This window comes from Rubellimicrobium roseum (assembly GCF_006152145.1).
GTDB classification, from domain to species: Bacteria; Pseudomonadota; Alphaproteobacteria; order Rhodobacterales; family Rhodobacteraceae; genus Rubellimicrobium; species Rubellimicrobium roseum.
This window is the reverse complement of record NZ_VDFV01000014.1, coordinates 38,752-54,316: the sequence shown is the minus strand read 5'-3', so window position 1 is coordinate 54,316 and position 15,565 is coordinate 38,752. Positions and strand designations below refer to the sequence as shown.

Annotated in this window: 16 protein-coding genes; 5 read left to right on the top strand and 11 right to left on the bottom strand. The window is 68.0% G+C overall.

The genetic code is table 11. The annotated features are described in order from the left end of the window. On the bottom strand, window positions 1-372 hold the full coding sequence (locus FHG71_RS11705) for a DoxX family protein (protein WP_139081866.1): 372 nt from the start codon (window positions 370-372) through the stop codon (window positions 1-3). A 128-nt stretch (window positions 373-500) separates the two neighbouring features. On the opposite strand from FHG71_RS11705, the gene gap reads away from it, so the two are divergent. Then, window positions 501-1,523, top strand: coding sequence for a type I glyceraldehyde-3-phosphate dehydrogenase (gene gap, locus FHG71_RS11700; protein ID WP_139081865.1), 1,023 nt, complete (start codon window positions 501-503; stop codon window positions 1,521-1,523). A gap of 60 nt (window positions 1,524-1,583) precedes the next feature. Here gap and FHG71_RS11695 read toward each other — a convergent pair whose 3' ends face one another. Beyond that, window positions 1,584-2,636 (bottom strand): L,D-transpeptidase family protein, encoded by a 1,053-nt coding sequence (locus tag FHG71_RS11695; RefSeq protein WP_139081864.1) that lies wholly within the window; start codon window positions 2,634-2,636, stop codon window positions 1,584-1,586. A 97-nt stretch (window positions 2,637-2,733) separates the two neighbouring features. Between FHG71_RS11695 and FHG71_RS11690 the strand changes: the two genes are divergently transcribed. After that, the gene (locus FHG71_RS11690; RefSeq protein WP_139081863.1) at window positions 2,734-3,003 is read left to right on the top strand and encodes a hypothetical protein; all 270 of its coding nucleotides are present in this window, start codon (window positions 2,734-2,736) and stop codon (window positions 3,001-3,003) included. Window positions 3,004-3,066: 63 nt separating this feature from the next. On the opposite strand, the gene coaD is transcribed toward FHG71_RS11690, so the two are convergent. From coaD to FHG71_RS11675, 3 genes are read right to left on the bottom strand one after another with little or no spacing between them, the layout of a single operon-like run. Then, a complete protein-coding gene (coaD, locus tag FHG71_RS11685) occupies window positions 3,067-3,561 on the bottom strand; it encodes a pantetheine-phosphate adenylyltransferase (protein ID WP_139081862.1) in 495 nt (164 codons plus the stop codon). Next, window positions 3,561-3,995, bottom strand: a complete 435-nt coding sequence (locus FHG71_RS11680; protein WP_139081861.1) for a CBS domain-containing protein — start codon at window positions 3,993-3,995, stop codon at window positions 3,561-3,563. Before FHG71_RS11680 ends, coaD begins: the two co-directional genes overlap by 1 nt. Before the next feature lie 20 nt (window positions 3,996-4,015). Further along, window positions 4,016-4,933 (bottom strand): LysR family transcriptional regulator, encoded by a 918-nt coding sequence (locus tag FHG71_RS11675; protein ID WP_139081860.1) that lies wholly within the window; start codon window positions 4,931-4,933, stop codon window positions 4,016-4,018. A 92-nt stretch (window positions 4,934-5,025) separates the two neighbouring features. On the opposite strand from FHG71_RS11675, the gene FHG71_RS11670 reads away from it, so the two are divergent. Continuing rightward, window positions 5,026-6,525 (top strand): CoA-acylating methylmalonate-semialdehyde dehydrogenase, encoded by a 1,500-nt coding sequence (locus tag FHG71_RS11670; RefSeq protein ID WP_139081859.1) that lies wholly within the window; start codon window positions 5,026-5,028, stop codon window positions 6,523-6,525. A 30-nt stretch (window positions 6,526-6,555) separates the two neighbouring features. Here FHG71_RS11670 and FHG71_RS11665 read toward each other — a convergent pair whose 3' ends face one another. Next, a complete protein-coding gene (locus FHG71_RS11665; RefSeq protein WP_139081858.1) occupies window positions 6,556-7,116 on the bottom strand; it encodes a hypothetical protein in 561 nt (186 codons plus the stop codon). A 308-nt stretch (window positions 7,117-7,424) separates the two neighbouring features. On the opposite strand from FHG71_RS11665, the gene FHG71_RS11660 reads away from it, so the two are divergent. Together FHG71_RS11660 and FHG71_RS11655 are read left to right on the top strand one after the other, a co-directional pair. Then, a complete protein-coding gene (locus FHG71_RS11660; RefSeq protein WP_139081857.1) occupies window positions 7,425-8,102 on the top strand; it encodes a Crp/Fnr family transcriptional regulator in 678 nt (225 codons plus the stop codon). An 82-nt stretch (window positions 8,103-8,184) separates the two neighbouring features. Continuing rightward, complete coding sequence (locus FHG71_RS11655; RefSeq protein ID WP_139081856.1) at window positions 8,185-8,388, top strand: YgaP family membrane protein; 204 nt, start codon at window positions 8,185-8,187, stop codon at window positions 8,386-8,388. Between the two features lie 36 nt (window positions 8,389-8,424). Here the strand turns inward: FHG71_RS11655 and FHG71_RS11650 are convergent, their stop codons facing one another. The 5 genes from FHG71_RS11650 to FHG71_RS11630 all read right to left on the bottom strand — a co-directional run bounded on the left by FHG71_RS11650 (window position 8,425) and on the right by FHG71_RS11630 (window position 15,528). After that, the gene (locus tag FHG71_RS11650; protein WP_139081855.1) at window positions 8,425-9,222 is read right to left on the bottom strand and encodes a hypothetical protein; all 798 of its coding nucleotides are present in this window, start codon (window positions 9,220-9,222) and stop codon (window positions 8,425-8,427) included. Window positions 9,223-9,442: 220 nt separating this feature from the next. Then, window positions 9,443-12,310 carry an excinuclease ABC subunit UvrA gene (gene uvrA, locus FHG71_RS11645; RefSeq protein ID WP_139081854.1) on the bottom strand — a complete coding sequence of 956 codons (2,868 nt, stop codon included), beginning with the start codon at window positions 12,308-12,310 and terminating at the stop codon, window positions 9,443-9,445. Window positions 12,311-12,484: 174 nt separating this feature from the next. Then, window positions 12,485-13,024 carry a VPLPA-CTERM sorting domain-containing protein gene (locus tag FHG71_RS11640; RefSeq protein ID WP_139081853.1) on the bottom strand — a complete coding sequence of 180 codons (540 nt, stop codon included), beginning with the start codon at window positions 13,022-13,024 and terminating at the stop codon, window positions 12,485-12,487. A 384-nt stretch (window positions 13,025-13,408) separates the two neighbouring features. Beyond that, complete coding sequence (locus FHG71_RS11635) at window positions 13,409-14,554, bottom strand: glycosyltransferase family 2 protein (protein WP_139081852.1); 1,146 nt, start codon at window positions 14,552-14,554, stop codon at window positions 13,409-13,411. Next, a complete protein-coding gene (locus FHG71_RS11630) occupies window positions 14,551-15,528 on the bottom strand; it encodes a UDP-glucuronic acid decarboxylase family protein (RefSeq protein WP_139081851.1) in 978 nt (325 codons plus the stop codon). The genes FHG71_RS11635 and FHG71_RS11630 overlap by 4 nt, the downstream gene beginning before the upstream one ends. Window positions 15,529-15,565: the final 37 nt, after the last annotated feature.

The window sequence follows — 15,565 nt, the reverse complement described above, 5'->3', positions numbered from 1 at the left end:
TCAGTCGGGTCGGAGCGCCCAGCGCCCCGACCCGCTGGCTGCCAGAGCGAGGCACCCCCCGGCGATGGCCCAGTTCTTGACGAAGATCGTCATCTGCCACGGGTCCGCGGGAATGTAGTGGAAGAGGCTCGTGACGCCGCAGTAGGCCGCGAGCAGGAGGCTCAGGGGCCGCGTTCCGACCCCCAGGGCCAGCAGCCCTCCGCCGATCAGGTTGAAGCCCAGCGCCGGCCAGACCAGCCATTCCGGCCAGCCCCGCCCGGCCAGCAGACCCTCGACTCCGCCAGGGCTGAACCACTTTTGCGCCGAGCCCAAAAGGAAGAGCTGCGCCACCAGCAGCCGCGCGCCGAAAAGCGCGAGAGAACGACCATCCACGCCAGAATCCTCCCCTGCCTCACCTAAATCCCGAAGCGCAGCGGGCCACGGCTCGGTTGACTGCGCTCACGGAATCGCCATGTTGCCGCGCAACGGCGCAAGAGGCGCCTCGCAGAGGGAGAACCGGCATGGCGGTCAAGGTGGGGATCAACGGCTTCGGCCGCATCGGGCGCAACGTGCTGCGCGCCATCATCGAGTCGGGCCGCACCGACATCGAGGTCGTGGCCATCAACGACCTGGGGCCTGTGGAGACCAACGCGCACCTGCTCCGCTACGACTCGGTCCACGGCCGCTTCCCGGGCACGGTGACGACCACGGCGGACAGCATCGACGCCGGTCGCGGCCCCATCCGCGTCTCGGCCGAGCGTGACCCCGCAAAGCTGCCCTGGGGCGACGTCGACATCGCGCTGGAATGCACCGGTATCTTCACGGACGGGCCCAAGGCGGCGCTGCACCTGCAGAACGGCTCCAAGCGCGTGCTGGTATCGGCCCCGGTTTCGGGCGACGAATGGAAGACCGACAAGGCGGTCAAGACCATCGTCTTCGGCGTGAACCACGAGAGTCTCACCGCCGACGACCACGTGGTGTCAAACGCCTCCTGCACGACGAACTGCCTCGCGCCCGTGGCCTATGTCCTCAACGAGGCCATCGGCATCCATCACGGCTTCATGACCACGATCCACAGCTACACCGGCGACCAGCCGACGCTGGACACGATGCACAAGGACCTCTACCGCGCCCGCGCGGCGGCGCTGTCGATGATCCCGACCTCGACCGGCGCGGCCAAGGCCGTGGGCAAGGTGCTGCCCGACCTGAACGGGAAGCTCGACGGCGTGTCGATTCGCGTGCCTACGCCCAACGTCTCGGTCGTGGACTTCAAGTTCGTGGCCAAGCGCGCGACCTCGGTGCAGGAGATCAACGAGGCGATCCGTGGCGCGGCCCAGGGCAACCTGCGCGGCATCCTCGGCTTCACCGAGGAGAAGCTGGTGTCGACGGATTTCAACCACGACCCGCATTCCTCGGTGTTCCACATGGACCAGACCAAGGTCATGGACGGCACTCTGGTCCGCATCCTGTCCTGGTACGACAACGAATGGGGCTTCTCGAACCGGATGGCCGACACCGCCGTGGCGATGGCCAAGTTCCTCTGAACCCATTCGCCTTTTGCGGACTTCGGGCGGCCCCTGCGGGGGCCGCCGTCGTTTCTGGGGTCAGGGCAGGAACTCGACGACCGCGCCGACCTGCACGAGGCTCGCCAGCTCCTCGGCGTCCCAATTCGACAGGCGCACGCAGCCGTGGCTGTTGCGGCGGAAGAGCGACGAGGGCTCGGGCGTGCCGTGCAGGCCGTAGCTGGGCTTGGACAAATCGATCCAGACCGAGCCCACCGGCCCGTTGGGCCCCGGCGGCAGCGTCAGCGGCTTCAGGTTCTCGCCCTGCACGAAATTGTCGGGGCTGTAGTGATAGGTCGGCAGGTGGGCGATGGCCGTGACCTCGACCACCCCTTCGGGCGAGGGCGAGTCGGTCGAGCCGATGGTGACCGGGTAGTTGGCGATCATGCGCCCCATGGCGTCAAAGGCCGCGAGCCGGCTTTCGGACTTGCGCACCTCGATCCGCGTGACCTCGCCTCGCAGGAAGTCGCCCGTGGCGGCGACGGTGATCGTCTCGCCCGGCGCAAAGGACGCGCCGGCGTTGAGGTCTCGCAGGAACTCCTCATCCATGTGGAAACGCTCGGCCAGCATCTCCGAGGCGCGCTGATAACCGAGCCAGCCCAGTTCCGCGAGCTCAGCATAGTCACCGGGCAAAGGTGGCACGATGTTGGCGAGATCCTGCTCCGTGATCGTGTAGCTTTGCGTCACGGGCCCCGCGAGCGGGCCGCCCAGCGCCATCCAGACCTCGAAGTCGAGCACGCCGTCCACCGGCAGGCCCTGCTGCGCCTCGAAGGCGCGTAACGCGCTGCGGGACATGCCACCCTTCACGCCGTCGATCACCCCCGGCCCGATCCCCGCCCGGTCGAGCAGGACCTGCAGCTTGGCTGTCAGGGCCGAGGCGTCCTCGGGCAGGTCGCCGCCCAGATAGGTCGCGGCCTCGATGGCCTCGGGTGTGAGGCGGCCTGAGATCGTAGGCGGAAGCGTGACGACCGGCGGCTGGGTCGTGACGAAGGGCTGCTCGGCCAGGGGGAGGAAGGGCACGCTGTCGGAACCGGACAGGTCCTGCGCCTGGGCCGCGAAGGGGGTCAGGCAAAGAATCACGGCTCGCAGATACATCGTCGGGACCTCCGTCAATCCATGGCCGGTCCAGCATGCCGGCACGGCTCCTTGTTTGTCGCTTGTGTCCATATCGTGACACGAGTGCCGAAAAGTCATGCAATCCGTGCATGGCGCCAAGGAACAAACGATGGTGGTGCCGCAGCGCGGCATCGCCCATATGGGGGTCACCGGGCGGATTGACCACCCGGTTTGCCCGAGGATGAACATGTCTTTGATCACGCATCTCCGCTCCGCGATGGGGAAGCGCGCCGCTTACCGTCGTACGCTTCAAGAACTTCGCGGAATTCCGGCCCATCTGGCCGACGACCTGAACATCCAGCCCGGCGACGTCGAGCGGCTGGCCCATCAGGCCGTCTACGGCTGAGCCGACCGACCGTCTGGCCCGTTCAAGGCCGCCCCTGGGGGCGGCCTTTTCATTTGCCCGGGCTTATCGTTCCAGGCGGCGAAGCAGAGCTGCCTGAACAGCTGGAGAGACGAACTTGGACGTGTCGCCGCCCAGGCGCGCGATTTCCTTGACCAGCTTGGAGGCGATGGCCTGGTGCCGCGCCTCGGCCATGAGGAAGACCGTCTCGATGGAGTCGTCCATGGCGCGGTTCATGCCGACCATCTGGAACTCGTACTCGAAATCCGCCACCGCCCGAAGCCCCCGCACGATCACTCCGGCCCCCACGTCGCGGGCGCAGTCGATCAGCAGGTTCTCGAAGGGATGGACGACGATCTCGGCCCCCGTGGCGCCGGCGATGGGCCCGATCTCCCCGTTCAGCAGCGCCACGCGCTCCTCCAGCGGGAAGAGAGGGCCCTTGTCCCGGTTAATGGCGACGCCGATCACGAGGCGGTCCACCAGCGTGCAGGCCCGGCGGATGATGTCCGTGTGGCCCAGCGTCACCGGGTCGAAGGTGCCCGGGTAAAGTCCGATTCGCATCAACGCCCCGCGATCATTCCCTCGAGGGCGTCCTTTTCCATGGAAAGCTCGGACAGGCGAGCCTTGACGACGTCGCCGATGGAGATGAGCCCGATCATGCGGCCCCCATCCATCACCGGCAGGTGGCGGAAGCGGCCCTGGGTCATCCGGGTCAGCACGTCGTCGGCCTGGTCGTCGCACGAGCAGGTGACCACGTCCTCGGTCATCAGCTCGGCCACGCGCTCCTGGAAGCAGCCCAGCCCCCGCGCGCCCATCTCTCGCACGATGTCGCGCTCGGAGATGACGCCCTCGGGCCGGACGCCGTCGCTGCTCACCACCAGGCAGCCGATCCGCCGCGAGGACAGGATCTGCGCCGCCTCGGCCACAGTCGCCGAGGGGCAGACCATCAGCACCTCCTCGCTGCCCTTGGACCTGAGGATCTGTCGCACGAGCATGGGGACCTCCCTTGGCTGCCCTATCGGGAAAGGGTCGTGCCGCCCGGACCCTCTGTCAAGCTTGCGAGGGCCTCAAGCCGCGCCACCTCCTCGCGCAAGCCGCGCAGCACCGCTGCCGCGAGCCGCGCCATGCGCTCGCTGCGACGGTCGGCGTCGTGGCGCACGAGGTAGAAGGCTCGCGTCAGGCTGACCTGATCGACGAGGACACGGCGCAACTCGGGCGCGAAGGGGAGCGCGAAGTCGTGCACCACTCCCACGCCTCCCTGCTGGAGCAGCCGGAGCTGCACCGGCACCGAGTTCGAGGCAAGCTGCACCGTCCCCAACCCCAGCTCGGCCAAGTAGTCGAGCGCGCGGTCGAAGATCATGTCCTGGATATAGCCTACGAGCGGCCGGTCCCGCAGGTCCTCCAGCCTCGCCACGGGCGCCGCGTCCCGACGCTGCGCCAGATGCAGCCGGTAGTCGGTGATCTTCTGAACGGTGAGCCGCCCCGCATCGGGCGGGCTCACGGTGATGGCAATGTCGGCCTCGCGCCGGCTCAGGTTCACCACGCGGGGCAGCGCGAGGATCTGGATCTCCAGCCCCGGATTGTCCGACTGGATGCGGGCGGCGACCTGCGGGAGCAGGTAGTTCGCGCATCCGTCGGGCGCTCCAATCCGCACCTGCCCCGTGAGCCCCTGCGAGGAGCCCTGCCCCTCTTCCAGCGCGAGGCGCACCGCCTCCTCGGCTTCCTCGGCCCGAGCCTGGAGGCGCGCGCCCAGATCGGTCAGCGCATAGCCCTGCGGACTTTTCAGGAACAGCGCGGCGCCCAGCGCCTCCTCCAACCGCCCGATGCGGCGGCCCACGGTGGCAGGGTCCATGCGAAGGCCCGGCGCGGCGCCCGACAGGCTTCGGGCGCGGGCCACGCCCAGGAACACGCGCATGTCGTCCCAGTCAAGCATCCTGCAATCCTGCATGACGGTTTTGGGGTTGTGATGCTTCTACCCCGAAAAACGCAAGGCTATAGGATCGCCAACGAGTTCGGGAGACCACCATGCAGGAACTGACCCACTACATCAACGGCGCGCACGTGAAGGGCACCTCGGGTCGCTTCGCGGACGTCTTCAACCCTGCCACAGGCGAGGTGCAGGCCCGCGTTCCGCTGGCCTCGGCGGCCGAGCTCGACCAGGCCGTGCAGGTTGCAGCCGAAGCCCAGGTCAAGTGGGCGGCCGTGAACCCGCAGCGCCGCGCGCGGGTGATGATGAAGATGGTCGCGCTCCTGAACCGCGACATGGACAAGTTGGCCGAGGCATTGAGCCGTGAACACGGCAAGACGCTGCCCGATGCGGTGGGCGACATCCAGCGTGGCCTTGAGGTGGTCGAGTTCTGCATCGGCGCCCCGCATCTCCTGAAGGGCGAGTTCACCGACGGCGCCGGCCCCGGCATCGACATGTACTCGCTGCGTCAGGCGCTGGGCGTCTGCGCGGGCATCACGCCGTTCAACTTTCCCGCCATGATCCCGATGTGGATGTTCGCACCCGCCATTGCCTGCGGCAACGCCTTCATCCTCAAGCCCTCCGAGCGCGCGCCTTCGGTGCCGCTGATGCTCGCGGAGCTGATGGAGGAAGCCGGGCTGCCCAAGGGCGTGATCCAGGTGGTCAACGGCGACAAGGAAGCGGTGGACGGCATCCTCGACCATCCGCTGATCCAAGCCGTGGGCTTCGTGGGCTCCACGCCCATCGCGCAGTACATCTATGGGCGGGGGGCCGCGAACGGAAAGCGCGTGCAGGCCTTTGGCGGCGCCAAGAACCACATGATCGTCATGCCCGACGCGGACCTCGACCAGGCGGCTGATGCGCTGGTGGGCGCGGGCTACGGCGCAGCCGGCGAGCGCTGCATGGCGATTTCGGTCGCCGTGCCGGTGGGCGAGGAGACCGCGGACCGCCTGATCGGGAAGCTCGTGCCCCGCATCGAGAAGCTCAAGGTCGGCCCTTACACCGCCGGCAAGGACGTGGACTACGGCCCGGTCGTGACCGCCGCCGCCAAGCAGAACATCCTGAACCTCGTCCAGTCCGGCGTGGACCAGGGCGCGGAGCTGGTAATCGACGGCCGGAACTTCAACCTGCAGGGCTACGAGAATGGCTTCTTCGTGGGGCCGCACCTCTTTGACCGCGTCACGCCCGAGATGGACATCTACCGCAAGGAGATCTTCGGGCCGGTTCTGTCGACCGTGCGCGCCAAGACCTACGAGGAGGCTCTGGGTCTGGCGATGAGCCACGAATACGGCAACGGCACCGCGATCTTCACCCGGGACGGCGACACGGCGCGCGACTTTGCGGCCCGCATCAACGTGGGCATGATCGGGATCAACGTGCCGATCCCGGTGCCGCTGGCCTACCACACCTTCGGCGGCTGGAAGAAGTCGGCCTTTGGCGACCTCAACCAGCACGGGCCCGACAGCTTCCGCTTCTACACGCGGACCAAGACCGTCACCTCGCGCTGGCCTTCGGGCATCAAGGAAGGCGCGGCGTTGAACTTCAAGCAGATGGAGTAAGGGTGGGCCGGCCTTCGGGCCGTCAAACTTTCACGGACAGGCGACGGGCGGCCCATCGGTCGCCCGTTCGCTTTCGCGGACCTGAAACAGCGGCGCCGACCGGGCGAATCGCAGCGCCAGGATCCCGACCAGTCCGGAGAGCAGCAGCACTCCCCCGGCTGGCAGCGGCACCGGCGGCAGTGGAACCTGCGCCTGGGGCCGGTAATAGATCGATGCGTGCGACAGGTCCCGGCGCAGGGTCCAGGAGAAGGACCGTCCGTCCGCCTGAAGACCGTCCAGCAGCGCGGCAGCGAAGCCCGCCCCTGCCTTGAGCGTGACCGCCACCTCCGGCAGCCCGAGAGGGTTCGCGATCGAGAAGGTGCCGCTGGTGCGCCCGCCGCGCGGCAGCATCTCGAAACGGAGCTTGCCGTCGCCCGAGACCGCGTCGTCGCTCTTGTCCGCCAGCAGCCAGCCGGTCTGGCCGAACAGGACGAAACCGGCCCCGATCGAGTTGGTGTCGTTTCCTTCGAAACAGGCGAAGTCCCGCACGGGGCCGGTGCCGAAGGCGATGGTCGTATCACTCCCCAGACGCTCGACGTTCGTCTCGGCCACTGTGACGGGGCAGGCAAAGGAGGAGGCGCCCGCGCCGCCAGCGGACAGTGCGAGGCCAAGGCTCAGGGCCAAAGCCTGACGGAGGAGTGCGATGATGTTCCAAACAGGCAAGCTGCCAATCCAGAATGCAAGTCTCTGGCCCACGGTAGCTTCCAAGGGTTTCGATATGCTTAAGGCCCCTCACGGGCGGCCTCGGGAAAGGCTGCGGCAGCGGCACCTGCCCCGGTTCGCGCCCGACCTGAGGCGCGCCCGTTGCGCGGACGCTGGGGATGGGCTTTTCTGGGCCAAGCATGACCCTGGGACACCGGATGCCCCCTGCACCGCCCCGTCCGGCCTGGCTGCACCGCGCCGGCCTGTGCGATCTGCCGGCCTGGGCCGCGCGGGAACTGGAGACGCTGCCCGTGTCACGGTTCGACCGTGGCGCGGCACTCTTCCATCCCGGCCAGATGGCGCAGGGCTTCGTCGTCGTGCTGTCGGGCCGGATCGACGTCTTCCTTGTGGGCCCCACCGGGCGCGAGATCCGGCTTTATGCCGTCGAGCCCGGCCAGACCTGCGTTCAGACCACGCTGGGCCTTCTGGGGGACGAGGTTTATGCCGGCGAGGCCGTAGTCGCGGCGCCGGCCGAGCTGGTGCTGATCCCCCGCGGCCTGTTCCGGCGCCTGATGGACGAAACGCCGGCCTTTCGCGGCTGGGTCTTCGCGGCCTTCGCCGGTCGGATGCGGGACCTCACGCATCTTCTTGAGCGCGTGGCCTTCCAGCGGGTCGAGAGCCGCCTCGCCGCTGCGCTCCTCGAACTGGCCGAAGGCGACGAGGTCCGCGCGACGCAGGCGGCGCTCGCGGCCCGGATCGGCACGGCGCGAGAAGTGGTGTCGCGACGGCTCGACGGCTTTGCGCGGCAGGGCTGGGTCAGCACGGATCGCGGGCAGGTGCGCCTGCGCGACAAGGCCGCGCTGCGGCGCCTGGCCGAACCCGACGAGCCCGCGTGACCAAGTCACAGACCACGCGCCGCGTCCATCTTACCTTGAACCCGGGGCCGCCGGTCGCGGCCCAGGCAAAAGGGGAACGTCCATGTTCAAGAGCAATGTCGGCACGGTGGACCGCGTCCTTCGCGTGATCCTGGGGATCGCGCTTCTTCTCGCGTTCATCCTGAACCCGGGCAGCGAATGGCGCTGGCTTTTCCTGATCGGGGTCGTCCCGCTGGTGACGGGACTCGTGGGAAGCTGCCCTGTCTATACGCTGCTGGGCTTCTCGACCTGCCCGATGCGGCGCTGACCGGACCCGGCGGCCGGGCGTGGCATTCGCGGCGCGTCAGGCTCTCTGGCGTCGCCGGATGACCAGCCCGGCCAAGGCCGAGACCAGGAGGAGCCCACCCGAGGGGACCGGCACGGCGGCCGGGGCGGGCGTCGGCTCCTCGCCCGGATCGCCCGACCATCCGCCCGATCCGCCGAACCAGGGGCCATCGCTCGGGACGCCTTGATCTCTGTCCGCCGTTTCACCTGTCGTCCCGGCGAACGTTCCGCCTCCGGTTGTGCCTGTGCCGGTTGGCATCGGCGTCGGCGTGGCCGGACTGGTAGGCGGCGTTACCCGGCCATAGACGGTGAAGTGGCTGATGTCCTGGGCCATGTTGCGCCCGTTCAGGTAGGGCGTCGCGTAAGCCCAGCTCGTCGTCATGGGCGTCAGGAGATAGGCCACGAACGCGGTGATGTTCGAGTTCCGTCCACCCCCCTTCACGACCAGGAACAGGTTCGAATACCGGGTCCAGATGTTCGAGGCGAGGCTGACGGTCCCCGATTGCGCGGTCCCGGCGATGGCCATGGAGATCGGCACCGCCACCTCGTCAGGCGTTCCCAGGCCACCGTCGGTGTTGTCGCGCGACAGGACCTGCCAGTCGTCGAAGCCGAACATCCTGTCCGCGTTGGCGAGATTGGCCGAGTCGTTCACTCCCGAGCCCACTTCGCAGGCGATGCTCGACGTCACCTTGCCGGTGACGTCTGCGACCGAATGATTGGCCGCCCACTGCGAGCAGGTCAGGGCCGAAGCGGATGCGGCCACGAGGCCCATGAACGAGGCCAGAGCCAAGCTTGCAAGCGACGGGCGCAGAGACACGGGCATTCCTGAAGCGATCCAGTCAGAGGCGAAAGCCCTGCGCTAAACCGTCAGGAGGACGCTGGCAAAAGGTCATTTCATGTCCGACTTGCCATGCCCGTTGTGCGAATGGGGCGAACCCATCCGCTTTTGGACACCTCGCCGCAACCCAGGAGCGGAATTGCGGCGAATGCCACTTTGGATTGCCGACGGAAGGAGGCGCTCGCTTGGCACCTCCCGTTCACTCGGCCGCGACCTGACGTGCCTCCAGAAGAGGCTTCAGGTAGTGGCCTGTGTGGCTGCCGGGGCTGGCGACGACCTCCTCGGGCGTGCCGGTGGCGACGATGCGCCCTCCGCCGTCGCCGCCTTCGGGGCCGATGTCGATCACCCAGTCGGCGGTCTTCACCACGTCGAGGTTGTGCTCGATCACCACCACGGTGTTCCCCTGGTCCACCAACTCGTGCAGCACCTCCAAAAGCTTGCGCACGTCCTCGAAATGCAGCCCCGTCGTCGGCTCGTCGAGGATGTAGAGCGTGCGGCCCGTGGACCGCCGCGACAGCTCCTTGGACAGCTTCACCCGCTGCGCCTCCCCGCCAGACAGCGTGGTCGCCTGCTGCCCGACCTTGACGTAGCCGAGGCCCACCCGGACCAGCGCGTCCATCTTCTCGCGGATGCTCGGCACCGCCCGGAAGAACTCCTGCGCGTCCTCGACCGTCATGTCGAGCACGTCGGCGATGCTCTTGCCCTTGTGCAGGACCTCCAAGGTCTCGCGGTTGTAGCGCTTGCCCTTGCAGGTCTCGCAGGTGACGTAGACGTCGGGGAGGAAGTGCATCTCGATCTTGATGACGCCGTCGCCCTGGCAGGCTTCGCAGCGCCCGCCCTTCACGTTGAAGGAGAAGCGGCCCGACTTGTAGCCGCGCGCCTGGGACTCGGGGAGCCCCGCGAACCAGTCGCGGATGGGCGTGAAGGCCCCCACATAGGTCGCCGGGTTCGACCGGGGCGTGCGCCCGATGGGCCGCTGGTCGATGTCGATGACCTTGTCGAGATGCTCGAACCCCGTGATCGTGTCGCAGGGGGCGGGCGTCTCGCGCGCGCCGTTCAGCTTCATCGCGGCGTTCTTGTAGAGCGTCTCGATGGTCAGCGTGGACTTGCCGCCGCCCGACACGCCGGTCACGCAGACGAACTTGCCCAGCGGGAACTCGGCCGTGACGTTCTTGAGGTTGTTGCCCGTGGCGTTCACCACGGTCAGCGTCTTCTTGTTGCCCGGCCGGCGCTGGCCCGCGCGGGTGTCGATGGCGCGGCGGCCCGACAGGTAATCGCCGGTGACCGAGGCCGGGTTCGCGGACAGCTCGGCCGGCGTGCCGTGGGCCACCACCTGCCCGCCATGCACGCCCGCGCCGGGGCCGATGTCGAAGACGTAGTCCGCCGTGCGGATCGCATCCTCGTCATGCTCCACGACGATCACGGTGTTGCCCTGGTCGCGCAGGGACCGCAGCGTCTGCAGAAGACGGTCGTTGTCGCGCTGGTGCAGGCCGATGGAGGGCTCGTCCAGCACGTAGAGCACGCCCGTGAGCCCCGAGCCGATCTGCGAGGCCAGACGGATGCGCTGCGATTCGCCCCCGGACAGCGTCCCGGCGTTGCGGCTCAGCGTCAGGTATTCGAGGCCCACGTTGTTGAGGAAGCCCAGCCGCTCGCGGATCTCCTTAAGGATCGCCCGCGCGATCTCGTTCTTCTGGTTCGACAGGCTGCCGGGGACCGTCTGGACCCAATCGAAGGCCTGCCGGATCGACATCCGCACGACCTCGCCCACGTGCAGGCCGCCAATCCTGACGGCCAGCGCCTCGGGCTTGAGCCGGAAGCCGCCGCAGGCCTGGCAGGGCCGCTCGTTCTGGTACTGCTCGAACTCTTCGCGCACCCAGGCCGAATCGGTCTCCTTGTAGCGCCGCTCCATGTTGGGGATCACGCCCTCGAAGGCGCGGCGCACCTGATAGACGCGGCCGCCCTCGTCGTAGCGGAAGACGATCTCCTCCTCGCCCGACCCGCGCAGCAGGACCTCGCGCGCCTTCTCGGGCAGGTCCTTCCAGCGGGCGGCCTTCTCGAAGCCGTAGTGCTTGGACAGCGCCTCGATGGTTTGGGTCGAATAGGGCGACTTCGACTTGGCCCAGGGCGCGATGGCCCCCCCGCTCAGCTTGCGCGTGACGTCCGGCACGACCAGCCGCTCGTCGAAGAACAGCTCCGACCCGAGCCCGTCGCAGACCGGGCAGGCCCCATAAGGCGCGTTGAAGCTGAACAGCCGCGGCTCGATCTCGGGAATCGTGAAGCCCGAAACCGGGCAGGCGAACTTCTCGGAGAAGGTGATCCGCTCGGGCTCCCCCTCCCCTTCGCGGGGCGCGGTCTCCAGGATCGCGATACCGTCCGCGAGGTCGAGCGCCGTGCGGAACGAGTCGGCGAGCCGCGTCTCCAGCCCCGCGCGCACCACGATCCGGTCCACGACCACGTCGATGTCGTGCCGCAGCTTCTTGTCCAGCGCGGGCACCTCGTCGATCTCATAGAAGGTGCCGTCGACCTTCACGCGCTGGAAGCCCTGCTTGCGCAGGTCCAGCATCTCCTTGCGGTACTCGCCCTTCCGGTCGCGCACGAAGGGGGCCAGGAGGAAGCCCCGCGTCCCCTCGGCCATGGCCATCACGCGATCCACCATGTCCTGCACCTGCTGTGCCTCAATAGGCAGGCCGGTGGCCGGGCTGTAGGGCGTGCCCGCGCGGGCAAAGAGCAGGCGAAGATAGTCGTAGATCTCCGTCACCGTGCCGACGGTGGAGCGCGGGTTCTTCGACGTGGTCTTTTGCTCGATGGAGATCGCGGGCGACAGGCCCGAGATGTGATCGACGTCCGGCTTCTCCATCATGTCGAGGAACTGCCGGGCATAGGCGCTCAGCGATTCGACGTAGCGGCGCTGCCCTTCGGCGTAGATCGTGTCGAAGGCGAGGCTGGACTTGCCCGAGCCCGAGAGGCCGGTGATAACCACCAGCTCGTCCCGAGGAATGTTGACGTCGATGTTCTTGAGGTTGTGCTCGCGGGCGCCCCGCACCTCGATGAACTTCTGCTCCGGCATCTGCGCGCGCCTTCCGTTGGGGACGAGGTTACATAGCGGAAACGCGCAGGGGGGCCAAGCCGAATACAAGAACGTTAGCGGAACATGGCCAGGGCCATGAGCCGCAGCCCAGCCCCTTGAAACGGCGAAGGGGCCGCCAGTCCGGCGGCCCCTCGAAGTCAGGTCAGTTCAGGCTCAGGCCGACTTGCGGCGCCGCGCCAGGGCCAGGCCGCCCATGGCGGTCAGCAGCAGGAGGCCCGCCGCCGGGACCGGCACGACGGCCGCCTCGACGGTGAAGGTCGCGGTGGCCGAGCCCTTGCCGGCCACCGAAGCGTTGTCGACCACCTGGCCGAAGCTCAGCACGAGATCGACGGTCTCGCCCGCGGCCACCGTCAGGCTGGTCCCGAAGGTGTCGGACTGGCCTTCGGCGTAGTCGAACATCTGGTCGCCGACCATGAACGAAATGCCGTCGGCAAACGACGCGCCCACCTGGAGCACGCTTCCGCCGACGATCGTCAGAGCCGCCAGCCTGTCCGAGGTGTTCTCGAAGCTGTAGGTCAGGGTGGCACCCGGCGTCCCCAGGCCGAAGACCTCGGCAAAGCCGTAGTCGTCGGCGAGCAGGTCATAGGTGCTGCCCGAGTCAGTGGGATCGAGGCGCACGGTCGCAGCCGAAGCCGCCACCGGAACGGCCATGATCGCCGCCGCCACACCCGCCGCTTTCAGTAGTTCCATCATTGCAAACCCTCTTGGCACATTCGGCCGATCACGGTGTCTCGCTCACCGCACTGCGAGATAGGTGTGACCATATCATGGACCAGGGCAAAGTGAACACCCTTATGCCTATTTCCTGCCGCACTTGCGAAGATCCACTCCGGCGAGGCCGAACAGACATTTATCGCGATTTCAGTAGCTTCGGCTTATACCCGACTGCATGCCGACCCAATAGATCGCTTACTGTCATCGAATCATGCACAGTGTGTCCACGATCAGACGCCGCATTGCGGCAACTGCGCGTCTTCCTCTCAATATTACGACTTTTTCATGACGCAGCGGCAACAAGCCGGGCCTGCCGACCGGGCGCGAGGGCGCGGCCGAGCCATACTGTCGGGACGTGGGGGTTCAGGCCGAGGCGAGCCGGCGGCGGTCGCGGGCGGCGGCCTCGCGCGGGTCGTCCGTGCGAGGCGCCTCGGCGGCCGGGAGGCGCGGCCGCTTCGCCAGCAGGGCCTCGCCGAGCCGCACCTGGAGATAGCCCAGGTCGGCGGCCGCGTAGTGCACGATGTGGTACAGGACGCTGCGGAAGGCGAAGACGGGTCCGCCCCGCGCCAGCAGGAAGCGGAGGAATTCGGCATTAATGGCCACGAAGGCCAGGAAGAACATGGCCGCGAACGACAGCAGGAGCGGATTGAGCAGGCCCATCAGCAGCCCCTGGAGGATCAGGACCACCAGCGCCCCGCTCGCGCGGTGACGGGTCGACAGGTTGAGGTCGCCGATCCCCGCCCGCCCCTCGCCCAGGAGCCGGGCCCAAGGGACCGCGCGCACCTTCCAGTCGGTCATGAACATGGAGCGCAGGCTCCACCGCTTGAGGTGCTTGCAGAGAAGGTCCCGGTCGAGCCGGATCCTCTGGCCCTCGGCCGTCAGCCGCAGGCCCAGCTCGACGTCCTCGATGGCCCAGGCGGGGTCGAGCCCGCCCACCGCCAGGAACTCCGCGCGGCGCACCGCGCCGAAGCCGGTCCAGAAGGTGCTCGCCTCGGGCGAGCTGGTCTGGTGGACGTAGTGGTGCAGGAGGTTCCGGTAGCGGCTGACCGCCGGGCCGGGCGGGTCGTCGTCGTAGGAGCCGAACAGGCCGACGTGGCCGGGGTGGTCGCGGAAGAAGGCCCCGATGCGCTCGCGCACGCCCGGATGGACCTGCACGTCCGAATCCACGAAGACCACGATCTCGGCCCGCGTGGCTGCGACGCCCGCGTTGCGCGCCCGGGCGGGACCTTGCGGCCGTTCGTGCTGGATGACGCGGATGCCCCAGTCGCGGGCGCGGATGCCGGTCAGGTCGGTGGAGCCGTCGTCCACCACGACGATCTCCTCGCGCGCGAAGCCCGCGCGCAGCAGCGCGGCCAGGCAATAGTCGATCTCGCCCGAGGCCTGGTGCGCCGGCACCACGACCTGCATGGTCGGCAGGTGGCCCCCCGACGCGCCGCGCGAGGCGGTCTGGGTCCGGCCCGCGGCCTCGCCTCGCCCAAGGGCGATGAGATCGCGGGCCGGCGCCGTCATTCGGCCGCCGCCTGCAGTTCGCCGAGCCGGTCGCGGAGCGACTCGATCGTGTAGCCCAGCCCTTCGTCCAGCGGCACCCGGGGCTCCCAGTTCAGCCGCATCCGGGCCTGGGAGATGTCGGGCTTGCGCTGGCGGGGGTCGTCGACCGGAAGCGGTCGCCGGACCACGGGCGACCGGCTCCCCGTGAGCGCCAGCACCTTGTCCGCGAGCTCGCGGATGGTGAACTCGCCGGGGTTCCCGAGGTTGAAGGGCCCCGTCACGTCCGGCCCCGTGGCCATCAGCCGCATCAGCCCGTCCACGAGATCGTCGACGTAGCAGAAGGACCGGGTCTGGTTGCCTTCGCCATAGATGGTCAGCGGGTCGCCCCGCAGCGCCTGGACGATGAAGTTCGACACCACGCGCCCGTCGGCGTGATGCACGCGCGGCCCGTAGGTGTTGAAGATGCGCGCCACCTTCACCTGCACGCCGTGCTGTCGGTGATAGTCGAAGAACAGCGTCTCGGCGCAGCGCTTGCCCTCGTCGTAGCAGGAGCGCGGCCCGATCGGGTTGACGTTGCCCCAGTACTCCTCGCGCTGCGGGTGCATCGTGGGGTCGCCGTAGACTTCGGAGGTGGAGGCCTGCAGCACCTTGCACTTGAGCCGCTTGGCGAGCCCCAGCACGTTGATCGCGCCATGGACCGAGGTCTTGAGCGTCTGCACCGGGTCGTGCTGGTAGTGGACCGGCGAGGCCGGGCAGGCGAGGTTGTAGATCTCGTCCACCTCGACGTAGAGCGGCAGGGTCACGTCGTGCCGGATGAACTCGAAGCGCGGATGGCTGTGCAGGTGGTCGATGTTGCGCTTGGTCCCGGTGAACAGGTTGTCCACGCAGATGACCTCGTGGCCCTGCTCCAGCAGTCTGTCGGTAAGGTGCGAGCCGATGAAGCCGGCCCCCCCGGTGACCAGGATTCGCTTCCGGCTATCGTAAAGTCTGACCATTTAACGTTGTCCTGCCTGGTTGGTCTGCCGTTGGGGT

Excerpts from the sequence above, each read along its gene's own strand:
- gap (WP_139081865.1), top strand. The coding sequence starts at position 501 with ATGGCGGTCAAGGTGGGGATCAACGGCTTCGGCCGCATCGGGCGCAAC.
- FHG71_RS11695 (WP_139081864.1), bottom strand. The coding sequence starts at position 2,636 with ATGTATCTGCGAGCCGTGATTCTTTGCCTGACCCCCTTCGCGGCCCAG.
- FHG71_RS11690 (WP_139081863.1), top strand. The coding sequence starts at position 2,734 with ATGCAATCCGTGCATGGCGCCAAGGAACAAACGATGGTGGTGCCGCAG.
- coaD (WP_139081862.1), bottom strand. The coding sequence starts at position 3,561 with ATGCGAATCGGACTTTACCCGGGCACCTTCGACCCGGTGACGCTGGGC.
- FHG71_RS11680 (WP_139081861.1), bottom strand. The coding sequence starts at position 3,995 with ATGCTCGTGCGACAGATCCTCAGGTCCAAGGGCAGCGAGGAGGTGCTG.
- FHG71_RS11675 (WP_139081860.1), bottom strand. The coding sequence starts at position 4,933 with ATGCTTGACTGGGACGACATGCGCGTGTTCCTGGGCGTGGCCCGCGCC.
- FHG71_RS11670 (WP_139081859.1), top strand. The coding sequence starts at position 5,026 with ATGCAGGAACTGACCCACTACATCAACGGCGCGCACGTGAAGGGCACC.
- FHG71_RS11660 (WP_139081857.1), top strand. The coding sequence starts at position 7,425 with ATGCCCCCTGCACCGCCCCGTCCGGCCTGGCTGCACCGCGCCGGCCTG.
- FHG71_RS11655 (WP_139081856.1), top strand. The coding sequence starts at position 8,185 with ATGTTCAAGAGCAATGTCGGCACGGTGGACCGCGTCCTTCGCGTGATC.
- uvrA (WP_139081854.1), bottom strand. The coding sequence starts at position 12,310 with ATGCCGGAGCAGAAGTTCATCGAGGTGCGGGGCGCCCGCGAGCACAAC.
- FHG71_RS11640 (WP_139081853.1), bottom strand. The coding sequence starts at position 13,024 with ATGATGGAACTACTGAAAGCGGCGGGTGTGGCGGCGGCGATCATGGCC.
- FHG71_RS11635 (WP_139081852.1), bottom strand. The coding sequence starts at position 14,554 with ATGACGGCGCCGGCCCGCGATCTCATCGCCCTTGGGCGAGGCGAGGCC.
- FHG71_RS11630 (WP_139081851.1), bottom strand. The coding sequence starts at position 15,528 with ATGGTCAGACTTTACGATAGCCGGAAGCGAATCCTGGTCACCGGGGGG.